General features: G+C 61.7%; 24 protein-coding genes, 1 tRNA gene, 1 pseudogene and 1 other annotated feature. Of the genes and pseudogenes, 20 read left to right on the forward strand and 6 right to left on the reverse strand.

Features of this window, described 5'->3' with window-relative positions:
* Positions 1 to 20: 20 nt before the first annotated feature.
* The 10 genes from ccmA to Q9290_RS00325 all read left to right on the forward strand — a co-directional run bounded on the left by ccmA (position 21) and on the right by Q9290_RS00325 (position 7,888).
* Complete coding sequence (gene ccmA / locus Q9290_RS00280) at positions 21 to 653, forward strand: cytochrome c biogenesis heme-transporting ATPase CcmA (protein ID WP_306077639.1); 633 nt, start codon at positions 21 to 23, stop codon at positions 651 to 653.
* Entirely contained in the window at positions 650 to 1,318 is a 669-nt protein-coding gene (gene ccmB / locus Q9290_RS00285; protein ID WP_306077640.1) for a heme exporter protein CcmB, read from the forward strand. Before ccmA ends, ccmB begins: the two co-directional genes overlap by 4 nt.
* 107 nt (positions 1,319 to 1,425) lie before the next feature.
* A complete protein-coding gene (locus Q9290_RS00290; RefSeq protein WP_306077641.1) occupies positions 1,426 to 2,172 on the forward strand; it encodes a heme ABC transporter permease in 747 nt (248 codons plus the stop codon).
* Positions 2,162 to 2,368 carry a heme exporter protein CcmD gene (gene ccmD / locus Q9290_RS00295; protein ID WP_306077642.1) on the forward strand — a complete coding sequence of 69 codons (207 nt, stop codon included), beginning with the start codon at positions 2,162 to 2,164 and terminating at the stop codon, positions 2,366 to 2,368. Before Q9290_RS00290 ends, ccmD begins: the two co-directional genes overlap by 11 nt.
* The gene (ccmE, locus tag Q9290_RS00300; RefSeq protein WP_306077643.1) at positions 2,365 to 2,859 is read left to right on the forward strand and encodes a cytochrome c maturation protein CcmE; all 495 of its coding nucleotides are present in this window, start codon (positions 2,365 to 2,367) and stop codon (positions 2,857 to 2,859) included. The genes ccmD and ccmE overlap by 4 nt, the downstream gene beginning before the upstream one ends.
* A complete protein-coding gene (locus tag Q9290_RS00305; protein WP_306077644.1) occupies positions 2,856 to 4,811 on the forward strand; it encodes a heme lyase CcmF/NrfE family subunit in 1,956 nt (651 codons plus the stop codon). Before ccmE ends, Q9290_RS00305 begins: the two co-directional genes overlap by 4 nt.
* Positions 4,808 to 5,341 (forward strand): DsbE family thiol:disulfide interchange protein, encoded by a 534-nt coding sequence (locus Q9290_RS00310; RefSeq protein WP_306077645.1) that lies wholly within the window; start codon positions 4,808 to 4,810, stop codon positions 5,339 to 5,341. Before Q9290_RS00305 ends, Q9290_RS00310 begins: the two co-directional genes overlap by 4 nt.
* A 3-nt stretch (positions 5,342 to 5,344) precedes the next feature.
* Positions 5,345 to 5,806 (forward strand): cytochrome c-type biogenesis protein, encoded by a 462-nt coding sequence (locus tag Q9290_RS00315; RefSeq protein WP_306077646.1) that lies wholly within the window; start codon positions 5,345 to 5,347, stop codon positions 5,804 to 5,806.
* A gap of 1 nt (position 5,807) precedes the next feature.
* Positions 5,808 to 7,022, forward strand: coding sequence for a c-type cytochrome biogenesis protein CcmI (gene ccmI / locus Q9290_RS00320; RefSeq protein ID WP_306077647.1), 1,215 nt, complete (start codon positions 5,808 to 5,810; stop codon positions 7,020 to 7,022).
* Positions 7,023 to 7,096: 74 nt separating this feature from the next.
* The gene (locus Q9290_RS00325; RefSeq protein ID WP_306078166.1) at positions 7,097 to 7,888 is read left to right on the forward strand and encodes an MlaA family lipoprotein; all 792 of its coding nucleotides are present in this window, start codon (positions 7,097 to 7,099) and stop codon (positions 7,886 to 7,888) included.
* A 70-nt stretch (positions 7,889 to 7,958) separates the two neighbouring features.
* Here Q9290_RS00325 and Q9290_RS00330 read toward each other — a convergent pair whose 3' ends face one another.
* Positions 7,959 to 8,243 carry a hypothetical protein gene (locus tag Q9290_RS00330; protein ID WP_306077648.1) on the reverse strand — a complete coding sequence of 95 codons (285 nt, stop codon included), beginning with the start codon at positions 8,241 to 8,243 and terminating at the stop codon, positions 7,959 to 7,961.
* Positions 8,244 to 8,483: 240 nt separating this feature from the next.
* Here Q9290_RS00330 and Q9290_RS00335 point away from each other — a divergent pair, with 240 nt between their 5' ends.
* Positions 8,484 to 9,554, forward strand: coding sequence for a 3-deoxy-7-phosphoheptulonate synthase (locus Q9290_RS00335; RefSeq protein ID WP_306077649.1), 1,071 nt, complete (start codon positions 8,484 to 8,486; stop codon positions 9,552 to 9,554).
* A 90-nt stretch (positions 9,555 to 9,644) separates the two neighbouring features.
* Positions 9,645 to 10,775 carry a bifunctional chorismate mutase/prephenate dehydrogenase gene (gene tyrA / locus Q9290_RS00340; RefSeq protein WP_306077650.1) on the forward strand — a complete coding sequence of 377 codons (1,131 nt, stop codon included), beginning with the start codon at positions 9,645 to 9,647 and terminating at the stop codon, positions 10,773 to 10,775.
* An 817-nt stretch (positions 10,776 to 11,592) separates the two neighbouring features.
* Here tyrA and Q9290_RS00345 read toward each other — a convergent pair.
* Positions 11,593 to 12,753: pseudogene (locus tag Q9290_RS00345) on the reverse strand (chorismate mutase); the annotation flags it as partial.
* Between the two features lie 35 nt (positions 12,754 to 12,788).
* Positions 12,789 to 12,910, reverse strand: a sequence feature (Phe leader region).
* A 139-nt stretch (positions 12,911 to 13,049) separates the two neighbouring features.
* On the reverse strand, positions 13,050 to 13,376 hold the full coding sequence (hpf, locus tag Q9290_RS00350) for a ribosome hibernation-promoting factor, HPF/YfiA family (RefSeq protein ID WP_306077651.1): 327 nt from the start codon (positions 13,374 to 13,376) through the stop codon (positions 13,050 to 13,052).
* A 248-nt stretch (positions 13,377 to 13,624) separates the two neighbouring features.
* Between hpf and Q9290_RS00355 the strand changes: the two genes are divergently transcribed.
* From Q9290_RS00355 to yciA, 3 genes are all read left to right on the forward strand, one after another.
* Positions 13,625 to 15,532 (forward strand): transglycosylase SLT domain-containing protein, encoded by a 1,908-nt coding sequence (locus Q9290_RS00355; protein ID WP_306077652.1) that lies wholly within the window; start codon positions 13,625 to 13,627, stop codon positions 15,530 to 15,532.
* Positions 15,522 to 16,334 (forward strand): NAD(P)-binding domain-containing protein, encoded by an 813-nt coding sequence (locus Q9290_RS00360; protein ID WP_306077653.1) that lies wholly within the window; start codon positions 15,522 to 15,524, stop codon positions 16,332 to 16,334. Before Q9290_RS00355 ends, Q9290_RS00360 begins: the two co-directional genes overlap by 11 nt.
* A 70-nt stretch (positions 16,335 to 16,404) precedes the next feature.
* Positions 16,405 to 16,803, forward strand: a complete 399-nt coding sequence (gene yciA, locus Q9290_RS00365; RefSeq protein ID WP_306077654.1) for an acyl-CoA thioester hydrolase YciA — start codon at positions 16,405 to 16,407, stop codon at positions 16,801 to 16,803.
* Positions 16,804 to 16,871: 68 nt separating this feature from the next.
* Here the strand turns inward: yciA and Q9290_RS00370 are convergent, their stop codons facing one another.
* The gene (locus Q9290_RS00370) at positions 16,872 to 18,254 is read right to left on the reverse strand and encodes a LysM peptidoglycan-binding domain-containing protein (RefSeq protein ID WP_306077655.1); all 1,383 of its coding nucleotides are present in this window, start codon (positions 18,252 to 18,254) and stop codon (positions 16,872 to 16,874) included.
* 63 nt (positions 18,255 to 18,317) lie between these two features.
* Positions 18,318 to 19,085, reverse strand: a complete 768-nt coding sequence (gene gloB / locus Q9290_RS00375; protein WP_306077656.1) for a hydroxyacylglutathione hydrolase — start codon at positions 19,083 to 19,085, stop codon at positions 18,318 to 18,320.
* A 52-nt stretch (positions 19,086 to 19,137) separates the two neighbouring features.
* Between gloB and Q9290_RS00380 the strand changes: the two genes are divergently transcribed.
* Positions 19,138 to 19,854: a class I SAM-dependent methyltransferase gene (locus Q9290_RS00380; RefSeq protein WP_306077657.1), complete on the forward strand. Its 717-nt coding sequence runs from the start codon at positions 19,138 to 19,140 to the stop codon at positions 19,852 to 19,854.
* Here the strand turns inward: Q9290_RS00380 and rnhA are convergent.
* Positions 19,842 to 20,306, reverse strand: coding sequence for a ribonuclease HI (gene rnhA, locus Q9290_RS00385; protein ID WP_306077658.1), 465 nt, complete (start codon positions 20,304 to 20,306; stop codon positions 19,842 to 19,844). The two genes, Q9290_RS00380 and rnhA, sit on opposite strands and share 13 nt — an antisense overlap.
* A 136-nt stretch (positions 20,307 to 20,442) precedes the next feature.
* Here rnhA and dnaQ point away from each other — a divergent pair, with 136 nt between their 5' ends.
* The 4 genes from dnaQ to Q9290_RS00405 all read left to right on the forward strand — a co-directional run bounded on the left by dnaQ (position 20,443) and on the right by Q9290_RS00405 (position 24,593).
* A complete protein-coding gene (gene dnaQ / locus Q9290_RS00390; RefSeq protein ID WP_306077659.1) occupies positions 20,443 to 21,177 on the forward strand; it encodes a DNA polymerase III subunit epsilon in 735 nt (244 codons plus the stop codon).
* Positions 21,174 to 22,286, forward strand: a complete 1,113-nt coding sequence (locus tag Q9290_RS00395; protein ID WP_306077660.1) for a choice-of-anchor X domain-containing protein — start codon at positions 21,174 to 21,176, stop codon at positions 22,284 to 22,286. The genes dnaQ and Q9290_RS00395 overlap by 4 nt, the downstream gene beginning before the upstream one ends.
* A gap of 129 nt (positions 22,287 to 22,415) precedes the next feature.
* Positions 22,416 to 22,492, forward strand: a tRNA-Asp gene (locus tag Q9290_RS00400).
* 463 nt (positions 22,493 to 22,955) lie between these two features.
* Complete coding sequence (locus tag Q9290_RS00405) at positions 22,956 to 24,593, forward strand: BCCT family transporter (protein WP_306077661.1); 1,638 nt, start codon at positions 22,956 to 22,958, stop codon at positions 24,591 to 24,593.
* Positions 24,594 to 24,610: the final 17 nt, after the last annotated feature.

Genomic DNA, 24,610 nt, shown 5'->3' on the forward strand with positions numbered 1-24,610 from the left:
AATGGTCCGAATGCTTACCTATGCTTGAAGCCAACGCCCTGACCTGCGTTCGCGAGGAACGCACCCTGTTCAGCGAGCTGTCGCTGACCGTCTCGCCCGGTGAGCTGGTGCAGATCGCCGGCCCCAACGGCGCCGGCAAAACCAGTTTGCTGCGGTTGCTGGCGGGCCTGTCCCGGCCCTATGGCGGCGAAGTGTGCTGGCAGGGAGAAAACATCGAGCACTGCCGCGATGGTTATCACCAGGAACTCTTCTATCTGGGCCACCAGGCGGGCATCAAGCACGAACTCACCGCCTATGAAAACCTGGCCTTCTTTCGCCGCATGCACCATCAGAACAGTCAGGCCAATCTGTGGGACGTGCTGGCCCAGGTGGGACTGGCGGGGCTGGAAGAGCAATATGCCGGCCAGCTCTCCGCCGGGCAGAAACGCCGGGTGGCCCTGGCTCGGCTGTGGCTGGGCGGCCCCAAACTGTGGATCCTCGACGAGCCCTTTACCGCCATCGACAAGCACGGCGTCAAGGTGCTGGAGCGGCTCTTTCTCGAGCACACCGATGCCGGCGGCATGGTGCTGATCACCACCCATCAGGATCTCAATCTCTGCGCCGACCGGGCGCGCATTCTTCATCTGGCGCCGCCCCGGGAGGTCACCCCATGATGCATACCTTTACCGGCGTGGTACGCCGGGAGCTGGTCAGCGCCCTGCGCCGGCGCGCCGACATTCTCAACCCGCTGTGGTTTTTCGTCATCGTCATTACCCTGTTTCCCCTGGGCGTGGGGCCGGAGCCGGCGCTGCTGGCGCGCATCGCCCCCGGCATCGTCTGGGTGGCGGCGCTGCTGGCCTCTTTGCTGGCGCTGGAGCGGCTGTTCCGGGACGACTTTATTGACGGCACCCTGGAACAAATGATGCTGATGCCCTGTCCTTTGGGGGTAGTGGTGCTGGCCAAGGTGCTGGCGCACTGGTTGCTGACCGGCTTGCCACTGCTGCTGCTGTCGCCCCTGGTGGCGGTGCTGCTGAGCATGGACATGAGCGGGTTTGCCGGCATGTTCTGGACCCTGTTGCTGGGAACGCCCATTCTCAGCCTGCTGGGCGCCATTGGCGTGGCCCTGACCGTGGGCATCGGCAAGGGCGGTGTGCTGCTCAGCCTGCTGACCCTGCCGCTGTATATTCCGGTGCTGATCTTCGCCACCTCGGCCATTGAAACCGCCGGCCTGGGGCTGCCCTACAGCGGTCAGCTGGCAATACTGGGCGCCATGCTGGCGGGCAGTGTGACCCTGGCGCCCTTTGCCATTGCGGCGGCGTTGCGGGTTAGCGTGAACTAGATTCGGCTGGCGCTGTCTGAGTCGGCAAAGGTTTCTAAAGGGGGCGGATTTGGGGTATCTTAAGCCCGCCCGAACAATGCGTAGTATACAAAAGGTCTTTGAGCAAGATGTGGAAATGGTTACACCCTTACGCCAAATCGGAAGAAGCCTACCGAATTGCCGGCCTGTGGCTGCCCTGGTTTGCCGTGTTCAGCCTGGTCTCCTTTGCAATAGGACTGGCCTGGGGGCTGGCGTTCGCGCCCGCCGATTATCAGCAGGGTGACGCCTTTCGCATCATCTACATTCACGTGCCTGCCGCCATTATGTCGATGGGGGCCTATTCCTCCATGGCCATTGCCGCCTTTATCGGCCTGGTGTGGCAGATAAAAACCGCCGACATGGCGGTGTCGGCCATCGCCCCGGTGGGCGCGGTATTTACCTTTATCGCCCTGTTTACCGGTGCCGCCTGGGGCAAGCCCATGTGGGGCACCTGGTGGGTGTGGGACGCCCGCCTGACCTCCGAGCTGATTTTGCTGTTCCTCTATCTCGGTGTCATCGCCCTGTATAACGCCATCTCCGACAAGGTGCTGGCCGGCCGTGCCGCCGGTATTCTGGCGCTGGTGGGGGTGATTAACCTGCCCATCATTCACTACTCGGTGGAGTGGTGGAACACCCTGCACCAGGGCGCCACCATCACCAAGTTTGACCGGCCGTCCATTTCCAATGACATGCTCTGGCCGCTGCTGATCATGATTTTTGCCTTTATCTGCTTTCTCGGTGCGGTCACCCTGATGCGGCTGCGCAACGAGCTGATACGGCGCGAGTCCCATCGTCCCTGGGTACTGAAAATGGCGGAGAAACAGAATGAAGTTTGATAGCTGGTCTGCCTTTCTGGCCATGGGTGGCTACGGCTTTTACGTCTGGCTGTCCTTTGCCGTGACCCTGCTGGCCCTGCTGGGGCTGGTGGTGGCCACCATAACAACAAAAAAACGCTTGCTGCGCGAGGTCAGCCAAAAACAGGCCCGGGCCGCCCGACGCGAGGCCGCCCGCAAGTTGGAGAACACCCTATGAATCCCAGACGTAAAAAGCGAATGACCCTGCTGCTGGCCGTGGTGGCCGGGCTGTCGGTAATGATTGGCCTGGTGCTTTACGCCCTGCAGCAAAACATCGACCTCTTCTATACCCCCACCGAGCTGGTGCAGGGCAAGGGGGAAGACCATATCAAGCCGGAAGTGGGCCAGCGCCTGCGCATCGGTGGTCTGGTGGTGCCGGGCTCGGTGGCGCGGGATCAGCAAAGCCTCAAGGTCAGCTTCGGGCTGGTGGATGCCGGCGGTGAGCAGGTCACGGTACGCTTTGACGGCATACTGCCGGATCTGTTCCGGGAAGGACAGGGCATTGTGGCTCAGGGTACCCTGGCGGACGCCCGCACCATAGACGCCTTTGAAGTGCTGGCCAAGCACGATGAAGAATACATGCCACCGGAGGTGGCGGAAGCGCTCAAGGGAATGGAGCACTTCAAACCCGAATACACGGAGGCACAGCTGAAGGGTAGCAACCTATGATCCCCGAGCTTGGACAATTCACCCTGGTGCTGGCCCTGGCCTGCGCCCTGGTGCTGAGCATTTATCCGCTGACCGGGGCCATTCGTGGCAACACCGCCATGATGCTGCTGGCCCGGCCGCTGGCCTATGCCCAGTTCGGCTTTTTGCTGGTGTCGTTTCTGTGTCTGGCCTGGGCCTTTGTGGAGCACGACTTTACCGTGCTCTATGTGGCGTCCAACTCCAACAGTCTGCTGCCGCTGGCCTACCGCATCTCGGCGGTGTGGGGCGCCCATGAGGGCTCGCTGCTGCTGTGGGTACTGATCCTCGCCGGCTGGACCGCCGCCGTGGCTCGCTTCAGCCGGGCGCTGCCGCTGGACGCGGTGGCCCGGGTGCTGAGCGTGATGGGCATGATCGCTATCGGCTTTTTGCTGTTTGTACTCTTTACCTCCAACCCCTTTGAACGCACACTGCCGTTCTTTCCGGTGGACGGCCGGGACCTGAACCCGCTGCTGCAGGATCCGGGGCTGATTTTCCACCCGCCCATGCTCTATATGGGCTATGTGGGCTTCTCGGTGGCCTTTGCCTTTGCCATCGCCTCACTGATGACCGGCAAGCTGGATGCCGCCTGGGCCCGCTGGTCCCGGCCCTGGACCATGGCCGCCTGGATTTTTCTGACCCTCGGCATTGCGCTGGGCTCCTGGTGGGCCTATTACGAGCTGGGCTGGGGCGGCTGGTGGTTCTGGGATCCGGTAGAAAACGCCTCATTCATGCCCTGGCTGGCGGGCACCGCCCTGATCCACTCCCTGGCGGTGACCGAAAAACGCGCCAGCTTCAAGGCCTGGACGGTACTGCTGGCGATAATGGCGTTCTCCCTCAGCCTGCTGGGTACCTTCCTGGTGCGCTCCGGGGTGCTGGTGTCGGTGCACGCCTTTGCCTCCGATCCCACCCGGGGCCTGTTTGTGCTGATCTTCCTGCTGCTGGTAGTGGGCTCGTCGCTGCTGCTGTATGCCATCAAGGGCGCCGAGGTGCGCAGCCACGGCAAGCATGAGCTGGCCAGCCGGGAAAGCCTGCTGCTGGGCAACAATATCGTGCTGATGGCCGGTCTGGTGGTGGTGCTAATCGGAACCCTGCTACCCCTGGTGCACAAGGAACTGGGGCTGGGCAGCATCAGTATCGGTGCGCCCTTCTTTAACAGCCTGTACGCCTGGCTGATCATTCCCTTTGCCCTGCTGCTGGGCGCCGGCCCGCTGTTCCGCTGGCGCCGTCAGCCCATGAAGGAAGTCAGCGGCAAGCTGTTGCTGGCACTGGTGCTGAGCATTGTGCTGGGGATTGGCCTGCCGGTGCTGTTCTCGGATCATTTTGAGCCCTGGGCGGCCGTGGGCATTGGCCTGGGTGTGTTTATCGCCATTACCAGCCTGCAGGAAACCTGGACCCGGGCCACGCATCGTCATTCATTCTTTACCGGCGTGCGCAAGCTCGGCAACAGCCACTGGGCCATGATCCTGGGGCACATTGGCCTGGCGGTGACCATAGTGGGCGTCAGCTGCACCCAGCTCTACAGCATCGAGCGGGACGTGCGCATGAGCAAGGGCGACACCGTCACCTTTGCCGATTACACCTTCACCTTTGACGGCATTCGCGAGGCCGATGGCCCCAACTACGACGGCTTCAAAGGCGTGATCAGCGTGGCCAAAAACGGCCGGCCGCTGACCGAGCTTCGTGCCGAAAAGCGCATGTATCTGGTGCAGCGCATGTCCATGACCGAGGCCGCCATCGATGCCGGCTTTACCCGGGATCTCTATGCCGCTCTGGGTGAAGAGCTGGACGACGGCGCCTGGGCGGTGCGGCTGTACTACAAGCCCTTTGTTCGCTGGATCTGGCTGGGTGGCCTGCTGATGGCCATTGGCGGCGCCATTGCCATTGCCGATAAGCGCTACCGTTTTGGTCGCAAGCAAGCCGTGGAGGCCCAATGAACCGCCGTATTCTGATCCTGTCCATTCCGCTGGTGCTGTTTCTGGCGGCCAGCGTGTTCCTGTACAAGGGGTTGTTTTCCGACCCCACCAAACTCGAGTCGGTGCTGATCGATCAGCCGATTCCCGAGTTCACCCTGCAGGATTTGCACGACCCGGACAAGCAGCACGACAAGGCCATTTTTACCGGCAAGCCCATGCTGCTGAACGTCTGGGCCACCTGGTGCCCCACCTGCTATGCCGAACATGAATACCTGAATGAGCTGAAGGCAAAGGAAGGCGTTTATATCATTGGCATGAACTACAAGGACGAGCGGGAAAAGGCCCTGCGCTGGCTCAGCAACCTGGGTAACCCCTATGCCATCGATCTGTACGACCCGCGCGGCATGCTGGGGCTGGATCTGGGCGTGTACGGCGCCCCCGAGACCTTTCTTATCGACAGCAAGGGGGTCATTCGCTATCGCCATGTGGGGGATGTGAATGAACAGGTGTGGACCCAGACCCTGAAGCCCATTTTCGAGCAAATGGAGTAAGCCATGTTGCGCGTGCTGATGCTGGCGGCCCTGCTGTGGCTGCCCCTGGCCCAGGCGGCCATTGACGTATACGAGTTTGACGATCCCAAGCAAGAAGAAGTATTCCGCGAGTTGCTGCGGGAGCTGCGCTGCCCCAAGTGTCAGAACCAGGACATTGCCGACTCCAATGCGGAGCTTGCCAAGGATCTGCGGGAAAAGACCTACCAGATGCTGCAGGACGGCAGCAGCAAGAGTGAGGTGGTCGACTACATGGTGGCCCGCTACGGCAATTTCATTCTCTACAAGCCGCCGGTGATGGCGTCCACCCTGATCCTCTGGGCCGGCCCGGTACTGGTGCTGATGATCGGCGTCATGGTAGTGCTGGTACGTACGCGAAAAAAGCCGGCAACCTCCGCCGATGAGGCCCTCAGCGACGAGGAAAAACAACGCCTCGATCGCCTGCTGAACAAGAACAAAGAGAGCTGACATGACTGTATTCTGGATCCTCAGTGCCACCCTGGTGGCGCTGCTGGCACTGGTGATTATTCTGCCGCTGACCCGCGGCCGCGCCGAGTCGAGCCAGAGCCGTAACGAACTGAACACCCGGCTTTATCGCCAGCGTCTGAAAGAGCTGGAGCAGGACAGCGAACTGGGCCTGCTGGAAGACGATGCCGCCCTGCAGCAGGAGCTGCAGAAAAGCCTGCTCGATGACGTGGTCAGCGACGAGCCTGCCGCCCGCCGTGGTCGCAGCCCGCTGGTGCTGCTCTCCGCCCTGGCGCTGGTGGTGCTGGTGAGTTACGGCACCTACTGGCAGCTGGGGGCATATCGTCAGGTGGACGAATGGCAGCGGGTCTCGGCGGCACTGCCCGAGCTGTCCCGTCATGTGCTGATCCAGCCCGACGACACCGTCACCGATCAGGACGTGCGCGAGCTGATACTGGCCCTGCGCACCCGCCTGCATCAGGACGGCGACGACTATCGCGGCTGGTTGCTGCTGGGCCGACTGGCGCTGGAGCTGCGCGATGGCGAAACCGCCCGCGACGCCCTGGAAAAAGCCATGACCCTGACCGACGAGCCCGACGCGGTGCGGGTGCCCTACGCCGAAGCCCTGGCCATGACCGGCGAAAGCCTGCGTGCCGAGCGGCTGGTGCGGGACGTGCTCACCCGTCAGCCCGGTAACTTGGAAGCCTGGTCGGTGTTTGCCTTTATGGCGCTGCAGCAGAGCGACTATCAGCTGGCCATCGCCCGCTGGCAGCAGATGCTGGAGATCATGCCCACCGACAATCCGCGCTACGCCATGGTGCAGCGCTCCATTGCCTTTGCCGAGCAGCAGCTGTCCGGCAGCGAGCAGGCACCGGTGACCGGGCCCCGCTATCAGGTGGAGATCAACACCGCAAGCAGTGTGCCCTATCACCCGGGGGCCGTGCTGTTTGTGTTCGCGGTGGATGCCAACGGTGGTGAAATGCCCCTGGCGGCCCGGCGCATTGAGCAGCCGGCCTTTCCCATGAGCATTACCCTGTCGAACGCCGATGCCATGGTGCCGGAGAATAACCTGAGCAGCCGTGAGGCGGTGATCATCAAGGCGCGCATAGCGCCGAGCGGCAATGTGACCGATGCCACCGATGCCTGGGAAGGGCGCAGCGGCAAGCTCGCCACCGATGAAGACAGCCAGCTGAGTGTGCTGATCGACACGCCTTTGTAAATTGCGGCTGGCCGTGATGGCCGGCCCTCGGTAGACTTGAACTTTCGATAACAACAACAAATGAGCGACTGATGATGTGGCATAGAGTGCTGATGCCCGCTGCCGGCATTCTGCTGACCGGCTGTGCGGCACACCAGGGCGTGGAGCAGGAGCGGGTTAACGATCCGTTTTCACCGTCCGTTCCGGCGGACTACGCCAAATCCACCGCGGCCGACTCCCGCGATCCTTTTGAGCCGGTGAACCGGGCCAGCTGGGTGATTAACTACGACATCGCGGATCCTTACGTGGTGCGTCCGGCGGCTCACGCCTATGCGGATTATGTGTCGCGTCCGGTGCGGGTGGGCATTCAGAACGTGGTGCTCAACCTGGAAGAGCCGGCCAGTTTCGTGAACCACCTGGTGACCGGCGACCTGCCGGGGGCCGGCAATAACCTGGTGCGCTTTGGCGTGAACAGCACTGTCGGGGTGCTGGGTTATTTCGACGTGGCCAGCAGGTTTTCGTTCGACCCCAAATCCAAGGACTTCAGTCAGGTACTGGGGCAGATGGGCGTGGGCGACGGTCCCTTCCTGATGATCCCGCTGATGGGCCCCACCACCCTGCGCCAGCTCTCCGGCGACATGGTGGACAGCCTGTATTTTCCCTACGATGTCATGACCTTTGCCATGCGTACCGGCAAGTGGGTGATGGACGGCCTCTATCAGCGCAGTGAGCTGATAGAGCGGGAAGCCATTATCGACAACTCCCTCGATCCTTATGGTCTGACCAAGGATCTGTACCTGCAATATCAGGACACCAAGATCGGCAAGGAATTCGAGCCTGCCTCCGATGAAGAGCTTGAAGCCTTTATGGAAGAAATCGACGGCTAATTTCTGTCAGGAGTGAAGGGGGAGGGGAGAGCTGTGGTGACACCTCTCCCCTGACATCTCCTCCCTTACGTCAGTCTCGGCGCTGCCAGCGCTGCCACCAGCGTTTGTACCAGGGCGGCGAAAACGCCCTGCTGTGCTCGGCGGCAAACAGGGCCTTCTGCATGGCGCCCGGGCTGGGGCGATAACCGTAATGCTGCTCCCAGCTGGCGGCCACCTCGGCCAGGATCAGCCGGCACTGGTGATCGTACAGGGTATCGTAATCGTAGGACGGCGGGCTTTGCCGGTAATCAACGCCGTAATGATCCAGAATACGCCGCAGGGCGGCGACCAGCTCCCGGTATTCATGCTCGCTCATGGCCATGCAGGCTCCTTGGTTCTTTTCATTATAGAGTTGACCCGCTTGCGGCTCTTTTCTGCGCATTAAAGCGACATTCTCCAAAATAACGGCCTTTTGCAACCTTCCAGGCTTTGCAAGCCCGGTCAGCCTTGGTAAGGTGAAGGTGGTTGCGTAAAAGAGAAATAGTCATAAGTCAAACAACAGTGGCCTTTTCTTTTTATTTGGTTGTAAGAAAAAGTTTACAGTGAGGATGTCATCATGCAGAAAGACACATTGAACAATATTCATATTCAATCCGAGAAGGTGATGATCACCCCGGCGGAGCTCAAGGCCAAGCTGCCCATCTCGCAGAAGGCGCTGGATTACATCGGCCAGGCCCGCCAGACCATTTCCGATATTGTTCATCGCAAGGATCACCGCCTGCTGGTGATCTGCGGACCCTGCTCCATTCACGATATCGACGCAGCCAAAGAGTACGCAACCCGCCTCAAAAAACTGCATGATGAATACCGTGACAGCCTTTATATCGTAATGCGCGTCTATTTTGAAAAGCCGCGCACGACCGTGGGATGGAAAGGCTTTATCAACGATCCTCACCTCGACGGCAGCTTTGACATTGAGCTGGGTTTGCACAAGGCGCGCGAGCTGCTGTGCTGGCTGGCGGAGCTGGAACTGCCCCTGGCCACCGAAGCGCTGGATCCCATCAGCCCGCAATACCTGGCCGAGCTGTTCTCCTGGTCGGCCATCGGCGCCCGTACCACCGAATCCCAGACCCATCGGGAAATGGCCTCCGGCCTGTCGATGCCGGTGGGCTTCAAGAACGGCACCGACGGCAACCTGGGCACCGCCATCAACGCCATGAAGGCGGCGGCCGAGCCCCATGCCTTTATGGGCATCAACCAGGAAGGTCAGGTGGCGCTGCTGGTGACTCAGGGTAACCCGGACGGCCACGTGATCCTGCGCGGCGGCAAGCACCCCAACTACGATTCGGTGAACATCGCCCTGGCGGAAAAGGCCATGACCGGCGCCGGCCTGAGCCCGCGGCTGGTGGTGGACTGCAGTCACGGCAACTCCAACAAGGACTACAGTCTGCAGCCGCTGGTAACCGAAAACGTGGTGCATCAGATCCAGGAAGGCAATCAGTCCATTCTCGGCATTATGCTGGAATCCCACCTGTTCGAGGGCAATCAGTCCAGCGAGCAGCCGGTTGGTGACATGCAGTACGGTGTCTCTATTACCGACGCCTGTATCGGCTGGGATACCACCGCCGAGCTGCTGGCGAATTGCCATCAGCAACTGGCTGACGCCCTTAAGGCTCGGGTGGGCTGAGCCGTGATTGTCAGTCGCGGCCAGTAACAGGCATAATGCAAAGGCGCCGGGCCTTGAGTGGTCCGGCGCCTTCATTCTGGGATGGAATCAATGGTAGATGAACTCAAGGTCCTGCGGGATCAAATCGATGAAGTCGATCAGCAGCTGGTAGAGCTGTTTGCCAGACGACTGAAACTGGTGGCCGGCGTGGGCGAAGTGAAGAGCCGCAACGGCGTGCCCATTTACGCTCCCGACCGGGAAGCGGCCATGCTGGCCAGTCGCCGGGCCGAGGCTGAGGCCCGGGGCGTGCCGCCGGATCTGATTGAAGACGTACTGCGCCGCTTTATGCGCGAGTCCTACGCCAGCGAAAAGGATACCGGCTTCAAGTGCGTTAACCCGGATCTGCGCAAGGCGGTAGTGGTCGGCGGCGGCGGCCAGCTTGGCGGTCTGTTTGCCCACCAGCTGACCCTGTCCGGTTACCGGGTTGAGGTGCTGGAAAAGGACGACTGGGAGCGGGCCGATACCCTGCTTGCCGATGCCGGCCTGGTGATGATCGCCGTGCCCATCGATCAGACGGTGGCGGTGATCGAGCGCCTACCGGCCCTGCCGCAAGACTGTTTGCTGGTGGATCTGACCAGCATCAAGAGCGAGCCGGTAGCGGCCATGCTCAAGGCCCATGCCGGCCCGGTGCTGGGTTTGCACCCCATGTTTGGCCCCGATGTGTCCAGCCTGGCCAAGCAGGTGATCATTCATTGCGAGGGCCGCGGTGCCGACCAGTATGAATGGCTGCTGGCACAAATTCGCATCTGGGGCGCCCGGCTGCAGGCGGTGCCCGCCGAGGAGCATGATGAGGCCATGAGTCTGGTGCAGGCGCTGCGTCACTTCACCAGCTTTGCCTATGGGGCGCATTTGTGTGCCGAGGGTGCCGATCTGGCCCAGCTGCTGCGCCTGAGCTCGCCCATTTACCGGCTGGAGCTGGCCATGGTGGGGCGGCTGTTCGCCCAGGATCCGGCGCTGTACGCCGACATCATTTTGTCGTCACCCCGCAACCTGGCGATGATCCGTCGCTACCATGGGCGTTTCGGCGAGCTGCTGGATCAGCTGGAAAGTGGTCAGCGTGAGGCCTTTGTGAACCAGTTTGAAACCGTGAGCGCGTTTTTCGGCGACTATGCCGACACCTTCCTCAAGGAAAGTCGACTGCTGCTGGCCCAGGCCAACGACAGCCGTCATCACGCGGACTGACGCGGCGCGCAGGTACGAAATGCCGGATCAAATCCGGCATGACGGACAATAAAAAGCCCGGCCAACTGGCCGGGCTTTTTGCGTTCTGGCCGAGCCTGGCTCAGTCGCGATACAGGCTGTGAGCCAGTTGCTCCAGGGCGGTGTCGTCGTCGCTCAGGGTCAGGCAGAAGCCGCTGACGCCGGCGGCATTGAGCGCCTCGCCCAGGCGGGGCAGGGCGGCGGTATCGCCACTGAGCCGGCTGACCAGCGGCAGGTGGGTCTGGCTGCCCAGCTCCAGCAGGCGCGCCAGGGGCAGCGCCTGGGTGTCCAGCAACGCCAGCTGCTGGTTGCCCTGATGCAGAATGTGCTGGGCCAGGCGCAGGCTGTTCTCGGGCTCGCCGGCCAGCTCCAGCAGCAGCGGCCGGGTACAGCGGCCGGCAGCGCTCACCAGCTCTTCATTGCCGGCGGCATCGGTACCCAGCAATAACAAGTCCACCGACTCGGCGGCCCTGTGTACCTGTTCGGCATTGCCGACCCGGGTCATGGCCGCCAGATCAAAGCGGGCGGCGGTGGTGCGCAACTGCTGCAGCCGTGCCAGGCCCTGCTCCGGCGTGACGCCGGTGAAGCAGTCCAGGGCCAGAACCTGGCCGCCCTGCTCCTTGATGCGGCGGGCGGCTTCCTGCAGCCGGGCCTCATCGGGCCAGCCCGCCAGCTCGGCGATCAGCAGCGGCTCGTCGCCGCCCAGGGTAAAGGGGCCCACCTGTACCTGGGTGTTGTCGGCCTTGTAATGACGGCTGTAACGCACCGGCTCGGTGCGCTCATCGCTCTGGGCCTGGTTCAGCAGCCGTGCCGGTATGCGGGTGGGCGCCACCTCGGCGCTGGGGTAGCAGCCCAGCACCTTGATAAAGCGGGTAATACGGCCCAGCTCCTTCATGGCGGCTTGCATGGCCTCGCTGTTGACGTTGGCGGCCACATCCACATAGAACATTTCTTCCCAGGGATTGCCGATAATGGGGCGGGATTCCAGCCTGGTCATGGTAATGCCATGACTGCGCAGCACTAGCAGGGCTTCCACCAGGGCACCGCTCTGCTGGCCGGTAGACATAATAAAGCTGGTCTTGGCGGGGATCTGCCCGGCCACCTCTATGGGCTTGCGGGCCACCACGATAAAGCGGGTCATGTTCTGCTTCTGGTTGGCCAGGCCTTCCACCAGCGGAGTGAGGCCGTGCAGCGCGCCGCCGTCGGCACTGCCCAGGGCGGCCACGTCGGGGCGGTTCAGTTTGGCGACCTGCTCCATGGCATTGGACGAGGCTGCGCAGAACTTCACTTCCAGCTTGCCCAGGCGCTCCAGGTACTGGGAGCACTGCTGGTAGGGCTGAGAGTGGGTATAGAGGGTCTTGATGTTCTCAACGCGGGTATCGGTGGCCACCAGCAGGCAGTGCTCAATGGGCTGGGTCAGCTCGCCCACAATGGACAGGCTGGTGTGCTGCATCAGATCGAAGACATCGTTGATGGAGCCGGAGCTGGTGTTTTCAATGGGCAGAATGCCGTACTGGGCCTGGCCCGATTCTACTGTGTCGAAGATCTGCTGAAAGGTATCGCAGTTGTGCTCGACAAGCGGCGCCTGATAACGGGACAGGTATTTGCGCGCCGCCATGTTGGAGTAGGAGCCCTTGAGCCCGAGAAAGGCCACGCTGATGGCGGGAACGCTGTCCTGAGGGTTAAGCAGATCCTGCAGCAGTGCCTGCTGGGACAGCACCGAATCCTCGATAACGGTTTGAAAGATGCGGGTCACAAAGTGGGCGTCGAGGCCGAGTTGCCGGCCCTGATTGACCAGCTCCACCAGCAGTGCCTGCTCCCGCTCCTGATCGCGAATGGGGCGCGGGTTTTCCAGTTTCGAGCGGGCCACGTCCAGGCTCAGGGCCTTGCGCTGGGCCAGCAGGCTGAGCAGCTCCCGGTCCAGGCGGGTGATCTTGCTTCGTATCTCGTCCAGGTTCATGAATAGGGCTTCCTTCCTCGCCAGACTGCGCGTGAATAAAAAAAGCCTCCCGGTGGGAGGCTTGGCTGTTCGTCTTTCGCTTGTTTCTCGCCAGACCCTCGCCTCCCGGATTCAGGATGCAAAAAAGAAGCGAAAGAAAAACAGATGTACCGGCATGCTTTATGACTCTTGATTAACGCAACCCATAGAAATACTGAAAAGCGGCGGTGCTGGCAAGCGTTTTCCCGGCTTTTTGGCGGTTAACGGTAAAAAAAAGCGGCCGAATGGCCGCTTTGCAGAAAGGATGGGGAGCAAGGTTACTCTTCTTCTTCCAGCACCGGCTGGGCGGTCTGGGTACGCTGGGCCAGGGGTTTTTCCGCGTAGCGGGTCAGCTGGCGTTCCAGCTTGTGGCCCAGATCGTTGATGGCGGCGTACAGGTTGTCGTCTTCTGCCTGGGCGAACAGGGTTTCACCGGGCAGGCCGGCACTGGCTTCCACCTGATAGTTAAGACCTTCCTTCTGGATCACGACCTGGGGGTTAATCAGGGCGATCTGGCGCCGGTTGAGCTTCTCGAAGCGACTTTCAATCCGTTCACGAATCGCGGGAGTGATGTCGATAACATGGCTGGTAATGGCAATGGACATAAGGGACCCCCTTGGTTGTTGTCTCTGCTTTACGGTTTCAGATTACTCCCTTTGTAAATTGGTATCGTGAGCTGGATCAAGTAAAGGGGGCGGGCACGGGAGGAAGACGGTAACTGTGATTGAGGACAAAATTTGGTGCTTAACGACTCCGCTTGTCCTGTACTTTAAAAGAATTTTGCGCTCGCCATTGGCAGCTCTGCCGGCATTTCTTACGATAGCGTCATTATATCGTCGCGGGAGAGAGCAACGTGTTCAAACGGGTAGGATTGGGAGTCTTGTTACTGAGTCTGGGGCTGAGCGCCCAGGCATCGCCGCAGCGGGAGCAGTATCGCCTGGCGGAGCAGGCCCTGGCTCAGGGTAAAACCGGCGAATACCGCCAGCTGAGGCAAGGGCTCGACACCTATCCGCTGGTGCCTTATCTGGACTATGAAGCGCTGTCGAAGCGACTGAATGAGCTCGGCACCGGTGATGTGCGCGATTTTATGCGCCGCTATGCCGACACGCCGCTGGCCAACCGGCTGGAGCGCCGTTTTTTGTTTCGTCTCGCTCGGGAGCAGCGCTGGCGGGAGTTTCTTTCTCTTTACCCCGAGCTGCCCAACAGCGCCGAGCTGCAATGTGCTCACTACCGGGCCAAATGGGCCACCGGCGACAAGGCCGAAGCCATGAAAGGCGCCGAGCGGCTGTGGCTGCATGGCCGCTCCCGTCCCGATGCCTGTGATCCCCTGTTTGAGGCCTGGAAGACGCGGGGCGGTCTGAATGACGAGCAGGTATGGCAGCGCATGCTGCTGGCCTACGAGTCCGGCCAGAGCGGCCTGCTCAAGTACCTGTCCGGTTTGCTTGGTGGCAAGGCCCGCGAGAGCGGCGACCTGCTGGTGAGCCTGGATCGCAATCCCGCCCTGCTGGCCGACGGTGAAGGTTTCAGCTCGTCCAACCCCCGCCACCAGGCCGCCATGGCAATGGCGCTGGTGCGGTTGGCCGACCGGGATCCGGGCCTGGCCATGACCCTGTATCCGCGTTATCAGCGTGCTCCCGGCCTGACCTCATTGCAGGTGGCCGAGGTGGAGCGCAGCCTGGCCCGGCGGCTGATGTTCAACCGCACCAAGGAGTATCGGGGCTGGCTGGACAAGCGCCTGCCCGAGATAGGTACCGATGCGCTGTTTGAGCTGCGCGCCCGTCTGGCCATCTGGGAGCAGGACTGGGGTCATCTGGTGGCCTGGATAGACCGGCTGCCGGCGGATGAGCAGAATACCAGCCGCTGGCAATACTGGCGTGGCCGCGCGCTGGCAAGTACCGGAAAGCAGAAAGAAGCGGATGCGGCCTGGGCCAGGGCCGCCGGCGAGCGGGAATATTATGGTTTTCTCGCCGCCCAGCGCAGCCAGCGGCCGTTTTCCCTCAATCGCCAGGCTCCTCCGGCGGCACCCGACTGGCAGCAGGCCCTAACGCGCTGGCCGGGGCTGGCCCGGGTAGCGGAGTGGCTGGCGCTGGGCAACAAGGCGGCGGCCCGCAGCGAGTGGTATCACCTGCTGGGCAGCGTGGGTGAAGCGGATCAGCTGGCGCTGGGCGCCCTGGCGCTGAAGCAGGGCTGGCACGACAAGTCGATTCTGGCCAGCATTCGCGCCCGGGCCTGGGATCAGCTGGAACTGCGTTTTCCCGTGGTATACGAACAGGTGTTTCGCGGCCAGGCCAACAAGCTGGATCTCGACGAGTCCACGCTCTTTGCCATTGCCCGACAGGAAAGTGCCTTTTACGAGCAGGCCCGCTCGCCGGTGGGCGCTGGCGGCCTGATGCAGCTGATGCCGGCCACCGCCCGGGAAACCGCGCGCAAGCACGGCATCCGTGATTATCAGCGGACCAGCGACGTTTACCGTCCCGAGGTGAATGTGCAACTTGGCTCCAGTTACTTCAAGGAGCTGCTGGAGCGCTATCAGGGCAACCGCATTCCGGCCATTGCCGCCTACAACGCCGGCCCCGGCCGCATTAACCGCTGGCTGGAGCAAAGTGCCAGTCGCCCACTGGATGTGTGGGTGGAAAACATTCCCTACCGGGAAACCCGGGGATACGTACAGAACGTGCTGGCTTATTCGGTGATATACCAGGATATGCTGGGACAGAAAAAGACCTTTATCACGCCGCAGGAGCTGGATTATGTCTATTGATCGCAGCCTGGCCATTCTTGGCCTGGGCTGGCTGGGCGAGCCGCTGGCACAAACCCTGCTGGAGCAAGGCTGGCGGGTAAGCGGCACCAGCCGCCAGGCCGACAAGGTGGAACGGCTTGAGCGTGCCGGCATGGCCACCCAGCTTTGGGACTTTAACGCACCACTGCCGTCACACTGGCCGGAGCGGCTGAAGGCCGGCACTCTGCTGCTGTGTGTGCCGCCGGGCAAGCTTGACGCTTATGCCGATACGCTGGGGGCCCTGGCCCGGCTGGCGGTGGCCGGGGGCGTGACGCGGGTGATCTTTACCAGTGCCACTTCCGTGTATGCCGGAGTAGGCAGCAAAACCGAGGCCGATGCCGGCCCCGATGGCCCTCGCGGCGAGCGCATGCTGGCCGCCGAGCGGGCAGTGCAGGCCTGCGGTGCCGAGCGGGTGCTGATTTTGCGCCTGTCGGGGCTGGTGGGCGGCAACCGGGAGCCGGGGCGGTTTCTTTCCGGCCGGCGTTTTGACGGCGGTGATGAGCCGGTCAACCTGGTGGCACTGGAGGATCTGCTGCGCTTTATTCCCGCTGTGCTGGAACGGGATGACTGGCCCTATGTGCTTAACGTCAGCGCGCCTCATCACCCCAGCCGGTGCGATTTTTACGGTGAAGCGGCGCGCCTGCAGGGGCTGGCACCGCCCGAGTTCGGCGGGGGCGGCGAGGGCAAGACCATTGATGGCAGCGCCCTGAGCCGCTGGCTGAATATGGACTATTCGGTCACCGACTGGTTTGACTGGCTCGCGGCGCGCCGGCCGCAAGGCTGAGTGACGATTGCGGGGGGCCACAAGGCGGACTATGATGCCGGCTTCGGTTTGAAAGAAGAGAATTGTAACCATGAGCGAACCACAAAGCCCTTGCGGAGACCTGCTGCTGCGTACCATGGCCATGCCGGCCGACACCAATGCCAACGGCGATATTTTCGGTGGCTGGATCATGTCGCAGATGGATCTGGGCGGCAGCCTGCTGGCCAATGAAATAGCCTTTGGCCGGGTGTGCACCGTGGCCGTGGATAAAATGGTGTTCGCCCGTCCGGTGCAGGTGGGTGATGTCATCTGCTGTTATGGCGAGCTGGTGAAGGTAGGCCGCACCTCCATTACCATCAAGGTGGAGGTCTGGGTCAAGCCGGTATTAACGCCGGAAAGCGGCCCGCGTTACCCGGTGGCCGGCGCCGAGTTCGTGTACGTGGCTATCGACGAGAACGGACGCCCCCGTGAAGTAAAAGGACGCGACTGATAACCGCCGCACCACAGAACAAAAAAGGGAGCCGAAAAGGCTCCCTTTTGCATTTAACGTGTGGTTAATCAACCGGAATTGGCGGCTACAATCAGCTTCTGGCCGGCGCGCAGCATGTGCTTGTTGCTGAGCCGGTTCCAGCGCAGCAGATCGGCAATGCTGACGCTGAAACGGCTGGCGATCACCGACAGCGAATCGCCGGCCCGCACCCGGTAGGTGCTTTGCTGAGTGCTGGCGCGAGCGGGCGCCGGCGCAGCGGAAGTGGGCACCAGCAGGGTCTGGCCAATGCGAATGGTGTTGCCGCGCAGGTTGTTGGCCTGCTTAAGCGCCACGATATGCGTGCCATGGCGACGGGCGATCACGCCCAGGCTGTCGCCGCCCTTGACCCGGTAGCGCTGGTAACTCATGCGTTCTTCCGCGGGCAGATCGGCCATGGCCAGCTCAAAGGTTTCGGCGTGGCGCACCGGTACCAGGATCTCGGTATCGATCAGCGGCGACGTGGCGGTGTGCTTGAACGCCGGGTTCAGCTCCCGAAGCTGGCTGCGGCTGACGCCGGCCAGATCTGCCGCCATGTTCAGATCGACCTGACCTTCCACGGTCACCGCCGCCACCTGAGGACGGTTGGGCAGTACGGGCACGTCCATGCCGTAATGGCCGGGCTGCTTGAGAATGTCGGCCAGGGCCATCAGCTTGGGCACGTAGTTCTGGGTTTCCTTGGGCAGCGACAGCGACCAGAAGTCGGTGGGCTTGCCGTGGCGACGGTTGGCGCGAATGGCCCGCTGTACCCGGCCTTCACCCGAGTTATAGGCGGCCAGGGCGTGGGTCCAGTTGCCGTCAAAGAACTTGTGCAGGTACTCCAGATAATCGAGGGCCGCATCGGTCGAGGCCATGATGTCATAGCGGCCGTCGTACCAGCTGTCGTAATGCAGGCCAAAGTTCTTGCCGGTGCCTTTCAGCATCTGCCAGATGCCGGCGGCATGGCTGTGGGAGTAGGCCTTGGGATCAAAGGTGCTTTCCACCACCGGCAGCAACACCAGCTCCATGGGCATGTCCCGCTTTTCTATCTCTTCCTTGATGAGATAGAGAAACGGTCTGGCGCGCTCGGTAACGGCGCGCATATATCCGGGCTGTTTCAGGTACCACTTGCGCTGAGCCACCACACGGGGGTGGTCGGCCGGAATATCCAGCGTCATGTCGTCGGCAATGGCCTGCCACATATCCTGCTGGCGGGCGTCGGCCTTGCGCTGTTCCGGGCCTTCATCGGACGAATGACGGCTGTCGCGGCCGGCGGCCTTGCGCGAAGCGTAATCACTGGATTTGGAGTAATACGGCTGGCTTGTCTGCTCTTCGGCGCGGTTCTGGTGACCATGGGTCTGGCGCGCCGAATCGGTCGATACCGCCTGGCAGCCAGCCAGGAGCAAGGCACCGGATAAAAGGCAAAGTCTTATCATCGTGTCTGCTTCTCTAAAAAACGGCGGCCAGTGTATGCTTTGTGAGCAGTTTAATCAAGTTCGTTAAAAATGGTCTTTCCAGCGCCGAAGTGCGGCGAACACTTGACAGTCTTCGTTTAACTCCTCCATCGCCTGTTGCTGAGCGGCGGCCCGCACCGCCGGCTCGCCGGTGCGCAGGAACACATTGATGGCTTTTTCGCGGCCAATGGTAGATGGCAGCGTGGGCACGTCCTGCTGGCGTAATTTGGCCGCTTGTTTCATGTAGTTCAACAGCGCTGGGTTATCGGGTTCCACGGCATGGCAGAACGCCAGGTTCGACAGCGTGTATTCGTGGGCACAATATACCTGGGTGTCGTCGGGCAGGGCGGCCAGGCGCTCGAGGGAATGGTGCATCTGCTCGGGCGTGCCCTCAAACAGCCGGCCACAGCCGCCGGAAAACAGGGTGTCGCCGCAAAACAGCATGCCGTTGCCAACATAGGCGATGTGGCCGCGGGTGTGGCCCGGTATCGACAGCACCGTCAGTTCAAGCCCGAGCGCCGGCAGCGACACCGGGTCGCCGTCGTACAGGGCAATGGCGCCGGGCGCAGGCAGGCGCTCGTCGGCGGGGGCATATACCGCGGCATCGGGCCAGGCGGCCAGCAGCTCGCGCACGCCGCCGGTATGGTCGTGATGATGATGGGTAATGAGAATGGCGGTCAGCTCAAGATCACGTTCGGCCAGGGCGGCCGTGACCGGAGCGGCCTCGCCCGGATCGACCACGGCGGCCTGACGGCCATTGCCAATCAGCCAGATATAGTTATCGTTAAAGGCACGAAGCGAAATAGCGTTCATCGTTGATCACATCCTTGGCATGAGCAGAATGCCAAAGTTTACCAGAGGGATCATGACCACAGCCAGCAAGATGCCCCCACCAGCCCCGTCCGGCTGGCATGCGCTGCCCCGGGGCAAGCATATCGCCGAGCAATTGCAGCAGCGCCTGGACGCCTGGGCGCCGGGCCTGTTCGGCTTTACCCTGCTCAAGGTGGATGCCCTGAGCGCGGCCCTGTCGCTGGACGGCAGCCGGCTGCGCCAGGGAGTGGTGATGACCCGGCATGAACAGGAAGGCACGGATCTGCTGGGGGACGCCACTGCCATGCCCTTTGCTCCGGGCAGCCTGGATGCCTGCCTGCTGGCCCATGTGCTCGACTACAGCGAACACCCTCATGCCATTTTGCGGGAAACCGAAGTGGTATTGCGGGATGACGGCTGGCTGGTGCTCACCGGCTTTAACCCTTACGGCAGTGCGGCCTGGGCCCGCTGGTTGCCGGGCTGGCGCAAGCGGTTGCCGGGCTGGCGCCATATGCTGGCACCGGCCCGGGTGGAAGACTGGCTGAAATTGCTGGGATTTGAGGTGATCGAGCGGGATTACATCGGTTTTACCAATTTCATGCCCTGGCTGGATCGCTGGCAGCGGCAGCGTTGCCCGCATTTTTGTCCGTCACCGGCGGCGGTGTATATCGTGCTGGCGCGCAAGCGCCGGTTTCCGCTGACTCCTGTGCGCGAGCGTCAGCGGGTGGCGGCGCCGGTGGCCCGGCCGGAAATGGCCCGTCAGCGGGAATAACCTTCGTCTTCTTGATGATTGCCGGAATCCATGGCCGCTTCCCGGGCCAGGTCGTCACAGCGTTCGTTTTCCGGATGGCCGGTATGGCCGCGCACCCAGTGCCACTGCACCCTGTGGCGCTGGCAGAGTTCGTCCAGCTGCTGCCACAAATCCGCGTTTTTCACCGCCGTTTTGGCGGCGGTACGCCAGTTATTCCGCTTCCAGCCCTTGATCCACTGGGTAATGCCCTGGCGCACATACTGGCTGTCGGTGGTCAGCTCTACCGCACAGTCGTGGCTGAGGGTTTCCAGCCCCTTGATGGCGGCCATCAGTTCCATGCGGTTGTTGGTGGTCAGCCGGTAGCCGCCGCTGAGCTCCTTGCGGTGCTGCTTGTAGATAAGCACGGCGCCGTAGCCGCCGGGGCCCGGGTTGCCGAGGCAGGAGCCGTCGGTAAATAGCTGAACCTGTTTCATGGTGTTGCCCGTTCGGTAAATTCTGTGAAAGGGCGCAGTCTGCCACAGGCAACGGGGAAGGAGCCAGCGCAGCGGGCCTTATCATCGGCCGGCGCAGGCGATATACTGGCCGCCGAATTTGTGGAGGAAAAACACAGTGATCACCGAATCTGGCTATCAGCGACAGGTGGTGCTCGATACCGAGACCACGGGCATGAATATGGACACCGGCCCTCATTACATGGGGCACAGGGTGATCGAGATCGGCTGTGTGGAAGTGGTCAACCGGCGGCTGACCGGTCGGCACCTGCACCTTTACCTCAAGCCGGACCGGCTGGTGGACGAAGAGGCCATTCGCGTTCACGGCATTACCGATGAATTTCTCGCCGACAAGCCCGAGTTTTCCGTTCATGTCGACGAATTTCTCGACTTTATTCGTGGCGCCGAAATGGTGGCCCACAACGCTCCCTTTGACGTGGGCTTTCTCGACTATGAAATGGAGCTGCTGGGCCGCCCCGAGCGCATGGCCGAGTTGTGCAAGGTAACCGATACCCTGGCCCTGGCCCGCCAGCTCTATCCGGGCAAGCGCAACAACCTGGATGTGCTCTGCGACCGCTACGGCATCGACAACAGCCATCGTACCCTGCACGGGGCCTTGCTCGATGCCGAGATCCTGGCCGATGTTTACCTGCTGATGACCGGCGGCCAGACCAAGCTGAACCTGCAGGCCGAAGGCAGCCAGCAAAGCGGCAACGGCGGCGAACTGCGCCGGCTGGCGGCCGGGCGGGCGCCACTTAAAGTGATCCTCGCGCTGGGCGCCGAGCTGGAGGCCCATGAAAGCCGGCTCGATCTGATCGAAAAAAAGGGGGGCAGCTGCCTGTGGCGCCCATGATGCTGCGTATTTTGCCGATGCTGGCGCTGCTGCCGGTCATGTTCGCCCATGCCGAAGAGCAGCATGCCCGCTGGCTGGGTAATACCTTTCGCATCGATCCGTCCATTCGGGAAGTGACCCTGTTTATCGAGCGTGAAGGACCCTCGATTCCGGTGGTACTGATCCGGCCCGATGGCAGCAAGTATTATTACCAGCGCCATCCCGATACCATCAGCTGGGCGTCCACGCCCACCCGGGACGTGATCACCCTGTGGCAGCCGGAGCCGGGCCCCTGGCAGGCCACCGGCAAAATTGCCGGCGAGCATGGCATTACCCTGCTCAGCGTGTTCCGTCTCGAGCTCGATGAGCTGCCGGCCAAACTGTACCAGAACGAGGTCATTCGGCTGCACGGGCAACTGCTCCACGGTAATACCACCCTGGATGCCAATTATTATCTCGACGGCCTGGGGCTGACGGCCCAGTTGTATTCCCGGGCCGAGGCGCAGCAAGCGGATCCCTTTAACCGGGCGCCGTTGCCCCTGGGCGAGTTTGTGGATGACGGCACCGGGCTGGACCCGGTTCCGGGCGACGGCAACATGACCGCCGAAGTGGTATTTGAGGCCCTGCCCGGCAGCTACTTGTTTCAGGCCGAGGTGTCGAACGGCGTGCTGGCCCGTTATGCCGAACGCAATATCACTCTGTACCCCATGCCGGTGCGTGCCCGCTTTACCACCCCCGACTCCCAGCGACGCTGGCGCATTGAACTGGATGCCGACAGCAACATCGACACCGACAGCCTGACGGTGACGGGCGAGCTGATTAATCCGCTGGAGCAGACCCTGGCCATTTCCGGTCAGGGGCGGCATATCGAACTGCCACCGGCGCGCCAGCCGGGCAACTATCGCTGGCAAGGGCGGGCCTATGCCACGACCGTGGATGACCGGGAGATCCAGCTGCAACTGAATGAACAGGTGGTGCGGGTCGTGCCACCGCTGCCGGAAGTAACCCAGGCACCGGACCAGGTGACGGCGAAGGAAGGGCGGGGCTGGCCACTGTGGGCGGGTCTGGCCGGGCTGGCTCTGGTATCTGCCGGGGGAGGGCTGTGGTGGTGGCGCCGGCGACGACGATGAACGAAAAATCGGCTTTTTGGAGCATTGAGCATAAAAAATGACCGAAAGGAATGAAATGATCATTTTACTCTTGACGCCAATACCGGCCGGTCATATTATTCGTTCCGCTTGAAGCGAAAGCCAAGCACCGGAGCGGTAGTTCAGTTGGTTAGAATACCGGCCTGTCACGCCGGGGGTCGCGGGTTCGAGTCCCGTCCGCTCCGCCAATTTCAAGAAGCCCTGAGTCAACGCTCAGGGCTTTTTTCATTTCAGTGTTCCGCGACAAGAACCCTTCGGCCTTCGGGGCGCGGCACTGGCCCTGCCGGATGAACTCGGTGCTGAAGTCCTTCGCCTTCAAACGCGGTGCCTGTCCCACTCCGCCACACTCGGTAAAGTCTCGCCGGGCTCGGTTTTTCTCATTTCCGTCATCTCACTTCTCGTGACCATTATCGTGACCACTGCTCCGTTCAGGCCGAAGGCCAAAGCCTTGCCGGCTGGGGGAGCTATTGGGCTATGCTTGGTGGGCGCAATGCCAGTGAGAGGAAAATAATTAACGGCCCGACTTATTTGTTTGTTTGTTTTTTAATCCGAAATCTTCTCTTTTTACTACAGCTATGATTTATATGGCTTTTTGTGCTAGTTTTAGAGGGTTTTTTAATTATAGCTCTAAGCATGAGAGCGAGGCAGCCAATGACAGATAAAGACAATCATGATGTGATTGCCCCCGAAGGCAAGGCCAATCCCATCGACACCGATTATCAGATAGGGCAGGACAACATCGCCCTGCAGATCGGTCCCTTCGGGCTCGACATTCACAACCGGGTATTCATGATTTCCGGCCTGGCCATTGTGGCCTTTGTGTTTCTGACCCTGGCCTTTCAGAACCAGGTGGGACCCATGTTCAGCGATTTGCGCAGTTGGCTGACGTCCACCCTCGACTGGTTCTTTCTGACCTCCGCCAACATTATAGTGGTGGTCTGTTTTGGCATTATTCTCTCACCCCTGGGCAGGGTGCGCATTGGCGGCACGCAGGCTACCCCCGATTTCAGCTACCTGGGCTGGCTGTCCATGCTGTTTGCCGCCGGTATGGGTATCGGTCTGATGTTTTTTGGTGTGTCCGAGCCGCTGACCCATTTCAGTACCTCCATGGCCGGTACCACGGTGGAAAACGGCGTGCGTACCGACTGGGCTCCTCTGGGAGCGGCCGCCGGCGATGCCGCCGAAGCCACCCGCTTGGGGATGGCTGCCACCCTCTATCACTGGGCGCTGCATCCCTGGGCCATTTATGCCGTGCTGGCGCTGGGGCTGGCCATTTTCTCCTTTAACAAGGGGCTGCCGCTGACCATGCGCTCCGTGCTGTATCCGCTGCTGGGCGAGCGGGTATGGGGCTGGCCGGGTCACATCATCGATATTCTGGCGGTGGTCGCCACCCTGTTTGGTCTGGCTACGTCCCTTGGTTACGGCGCCTCCCAGGCCTCTGCCGGCCTCAACTTTCTGTTCGGCATTCCCGATACTACGACCACTCAGGTGGTGCTGGTCATTCTGATCACCGCGGTGGCCCTGGTCTCGGTGCTGGCCGGTCTTGATGCGGGGGTTAAACGGCTGTCGGAAATCAACATGACGCTGGCGGCGCTGCTGTTGCTGTTCGTGATCATCGTGGGGCCGACCATGCTGATTTTCTCCGGCTTCTTCTCCAACATCATGTCTTATTTTGAGTATTTCCCGGCGCTGTCCATGCCCTTTGGCCGTGAAGACGCCAACTACTCTCAGGGCTGGACCGCCTTCTACTGGGCCTGGTGGATCTCCTGGTCGCCCTTTGTGGGCATGTTTATCGCCCGGGTATCCCGGGGCCGCTCGGTGCGGGAATTCCTGGTGGCCGTGCTGCTGGTGCCCACCACCGCCTGTATCATGTGGTTCAGTGCCTTTGGGGGCACCGCCATTCAGCAGGTAGTGAGCGAGGGGTATCAGGCGGTGGCCGATGCGGCCCTGCCGCTGCAGCTGTTTGAAATGCTGAAAAACCTGCCGCTGACCGCGATTACCTCCTTTATCGGCATCGTGCTGGTGGTGGTGTTCTTTGTGACGTCGTCCGACTCCGGCTCTCTGGTTATCGACACCATCGCCGCCGGCGGCAAGGTCAATGCGCCCAAGCCCCAGCGGGTATTCTGGTGTACCTTTGAGGGCCTGGTGGCCATTGCCCTGATGCTGGGCGGCGGCCTGGCGGGGTTGCAGGCCATGGCGGTGTCCACCGGTTTTCCCTTTACCATAGTGCTGCTGATATCCTGTGTGGCCCTGATCAAGGGGCTGATGTCGGAGCCCAGGGGCGACTGAAGTAACACACCCGTAAT

Source organism: Oceanimonas aquatica (genome assembly GCF_030732065.1).
Lineage (GTDB): Bacteria > Pseudomonadota > Gammaproteobacteria > Enterobacterales > Aeromonadaceae > Oceanimonas.